The organism is Streptomyces sp. KLMMK (assembly GCF_036961605.1).
GTDB classification, from domain to species: Bacteria; Actinomycetota; Actinomycetes; order Streptomycetales; family Streptomycetaceae; genus Streptomyces; species Streptomyces telluris.
Map to the genome: position 1 here is coordinate 1 of NZ_JBAMDC010000576.1, position 3,039 is coordinate 3,039.

At 70.0% G+C, this 3,039-nt stretch carries 4 protein-coding genes; all 4 read left to right on the forward strand.

The genetic code is table 11. The annotated features are described in order from the left end of the window. The first annotated feature begins 293 nt into the window (after positions 1–293). The 4 genes from V7793_RS35715 to coaBC all read left to right on the forward strand — a co-directional run bounded on the left by V7793_RS35715 (position 294) and on the right by coaBC (position 2,873). A complete protein-coding gene (locus V7793_RS35715; RefSeq protein ID WP_030365336.1) occupies positions 294–617 on the forward strand; it encodes an integration host factor in 324 nt (107 codons plus the stop codon). 38 nt (positions 618–655) lie between these two features. Continuing rightward, positions 656–1,246 carry a guanylate kinase gene (gmk, locus tag V7793_RS35720; RefSeq protein WP_336013838.1) on the forward strand — a complete coding sequence of 197 codons (591 nt, stop codon included), beginning with the start codon at positions 656–658 and terminating at the stop codon, positions 1,244–1,246. Positions 1,247–1,280: 34 nt separating this feature from the next. Then, positions 1,281–1,553, forward strand: a complete 273-nt coding sequence (gene rpoZ, locus V7793_RS35725) for a DNA-directed RNA polymerase subunit omega (RefSeq protein WP_004948662.1) — start codon at positions 1,281–1,283, stop codon at positions 1,551–1,553. Positions 1,554–1,664: 111 nt separating this feature from the next. Next, positions 1,665–2,873: a bifunctional phosphopantothenoylcysteine decarboxylase/phosphopantothenate--cysteine ligase CoaBC gene (coaBC, locus tag V7793_RS35730; RefSeq protein ID WP_336013841.1), complete on the forward strand. Its 1,209-nt coding sequence runs from the start codon at positions 1,665–1,667 to the stop codon at positions 2,871–2,873. Positions 2,874–3,039: the final 166 nt, after the last annotated feature.

Here is a 3,039-nt window from a genome sequence, read left to right on the forward strand (position 1 = left end):
CGGGAGGCCGTGAGCGCCGCGGATCCGGCGGCCGGGTAGCCGCCGGAGGCCCGCCTCGCGGCGAGCCTGCCACAGAAGCGTCAAAATTGTTGGTCCATATGTCCGGAAAAGTCCTGGTCGAGCGAGTCTGACCAGGACTTTTCGCTTGTTCTCGCTGACTGGAGCGGAATCGGCCGCTAGTCTCCGACGAGAGCGAACGTGCAAGCGCGTTGCTCGTTGCTCCGCAGGTGTGGGCCGACTAGGTTCCTCACCGGTCCGTTATCCGACAGTTCGATATCCGAGGTGACGTAGGCGTGGCTCTTCCGCCCCTTACCCCTGAACAGCGCGCTGCCGCGCTCGAAAAGGCCGCCGCGGCTCGCCGGGAGCGCGCCGAGGTCAAGAATCGGCTCAAGCACTCCGGTGCCTCGCTGCACGATGTCATCGCGCAGGGCCAGACGAACGAAGTGATCGGCAAGATGAAGGTCAGCGCACTCCTGGAGAGCCTGCCGGGCGTGGGCAAGGTCCGCGCCAAGCAGATCATGGAGCGGCTCGGGATCTCCGAGAGCCGTCGTGTGCGCGGGCTCGGCTCGAACCAGATCGCATCGCTGGAGCGTGAGTTCGGCGGCAAGGCCGCCTGACGTTCCCAGGCACTCCCGCGAACCGGGATAATCGCTGCATGAGTACTGCAGTCTCCCGGGGGACGTCCCCCGTATCCCCGGCCAGACAACCGCGGCTGACCGTGCTCTCCGGCCCCTCCGGGGTCGGCAAGAGCACGGTCGTCGCCCATATGCGCAAGGCGCACCCCGAGGTGTGGCTCTCGGTCTCGGCCACCACCCGCAAGCCGCGCCCCGGCGAGCAGGACGGTGTCCAGTACTTCTTCGTCGACGACGAGGAGTTCGACAAGCTCGTCGCCAACGGTGAGCTGCTGGAGTGGGCCGAGTTCGCCGGCAACCGCTACGGCACGCCCCGCCGGGCGGTCCTCGACCGCCTGGAGGCCGGCGAGCCGGTGCTGCTGGAGATCGACCTGCAGGGCGCCCGGCAGGTCCGCGAGACCATGCCGGAGGCCCGGCTGGTCTTCCTGGCGCCCCCCAGCTGGGACGAGCTGGTCCGCCGGCTCACCGGCCGGGGCACCGAGTCGCCCGAGGTGATCGAGCGCCGCCTCGCCGCGGCCAAGGTCGAGCTCGCCGCGGAGTCGGAGTTCGACGTCACGCTGGTCAACACCTCCGTCGAGGACGTTGCGCGTGAACTGCTAGCCTTGCTCCGTTGACCATCTTTCTTCACCCCCCTTCGGAAGGCAGAGAGTGTCCTCTTCCATCACCGCGCCCGAGGGCATCATCAACCCGCCGATTGATGAGCTGCTCGAGGCAACCGACTCGAAGTACAGCCTGGTGATCTACGCCGCCAAGCGCGCCCGTCAGATCAACGCGTACTACTCGCAGCTCGGCGAGGGCCTGCTGGAGTACGTCGGCCCGCTGGTGGACACCCACGTCCACGAGAAGCCGCTCTCCATCGCGCTCCGCGAGATCAACGCGGGCCTGCTGACCTCCGAGGCCATCGAGGCCCCGGCGCAGTAAGCACGGCGTTCTTCGTCGTTTTTCGTCACCAAGGGTCCGGCAGCGCGGCTGCCGGACCCTTGGTGTGTCATGGGACCTGTACGCAACCGATGGATGGGGAGACAGCGAGCGATGGACAAGCCCAAGGTCGTCCTGGGGGTCAGCGGCGGGATCGCCGCCTACAAGGCGTGCGAGCTGCTGCGCCGGCTCACCGAGTCCGGCCATGACGTCCGCGTGGTACCCACGGCCTCGGCCCTGCACTTCGTCGGCGAGGCGACCTGGTCGGCCCTGTCCGGCCACCCCGCGGGCACCGAGGTGTGGGAGAGCGTCCATGAGGTGCCCCACGTGCGCATCGGCCAGGAGGCCCGCCTCGTCGTCGTCGCGCCCGCCACCGCCGACATGCTGGCCAAGGCCGCCCATGGCCTCGCCGACGACCTGCTGACCAATACGCTGCTCACCGCCCGCTGCCCGGTCGTCTTCGCGCCCGCCATGCACACCGAGATGTGGGAGAACCCGGCCACCCAGGAGAACGTGGCGACGCTGCGCCGCCGCGGCGCGATCGTCATCGAGCCCGCCGTCGGCCGCCTGACCGGCGTCGACACGGGCAAGGGCCGCCTCCCCGACCCCGAGGAGATCTTCGAGGTCTGCCGCCGGGTGCTGGCCCGCGGAGCCGGCGGCCCGGTGGCCGACCTCGCCGGCCGGCATGTGGTCATCAGCGCCGGAGGCACCCGCGAGCCGCTCGACCCCGTGCGCTTCCTCGGTAACCGCTCCTCCGGCAAGCAGGGCTACGCCCTGGCCCGCACCGCCGTCGCGCGCGGCGCCCGGGTCACGCTCGTCGCCGCCAACAGCGAGCTGCCCGACCCGGCCGGCGCCGACGTCATACGCGTGGGCACCGCCGTGCAGCTCCGGGAGGCCGTGCTGAAGGCCGCCGCGGACGCCGACGCCGTCGTCATGGCCGCCGCCGTGGCCGATTTCCGCCCCGCTCGCTACGCCGAGGGCAAAATCAAGAAGAAGGACGGCGAGGAGCCGGCGCCCGTCGAGCTCGTCCGCAACCCCGACGTCCTCGCCGAGCTCTCCGGGGACCGGCCGCGCCCCGGGCAGGTGGTCGTGGGCTTCGCCGCGGAGACCGACGACGTCCTCGCCAACGGGCGCGCCAAGCTCGCCCGCAAGGGCTGTGACCTGCTGGTTGTCAATGAGGTGGGGGAGCGGAAGACCTTCGGCTCGGAGGCGAACGAAGCCGTCGTCCTGGCCCCTGACGGCTCCGAGACGCCTGTTCCCTACGGTCCCAAGGACGACCTCGCGGACACCGTCTGGGACCTGGTCGTGCAGCGCTTCGCGTGAGCGTTTTGTGCGCCGGAGCACACGGGTGTCGCAGGTCACCGGGGCGGTGATACGAGACAGGATGCCCCAACCACGAGAACGCCGGATAAACTGACCGAGGACCCCGCGTCGAGCGCAGCTCTCGGCCAGGGTCCGTCAATGATCAGCCAGCAGCCGCTGCAACCCC

What these genes read in the sequence shown, in the direction of transcription:
- coaBC (WP_336013841.1), top strand. Translation starts at nt 1,665, where the DNA reads ATGGACAAGCCCAAGGTCGTCCTGGGGGTCAGCGGCGGGATCGCCGCC.
- gmk (WP_336013838.1), top strand. Translation starts at nt 656, where the DNA reads ATGAGTACTGCAGTCTCCCGGGGGACGTCCCCCGTATCCCCGGCCAGA.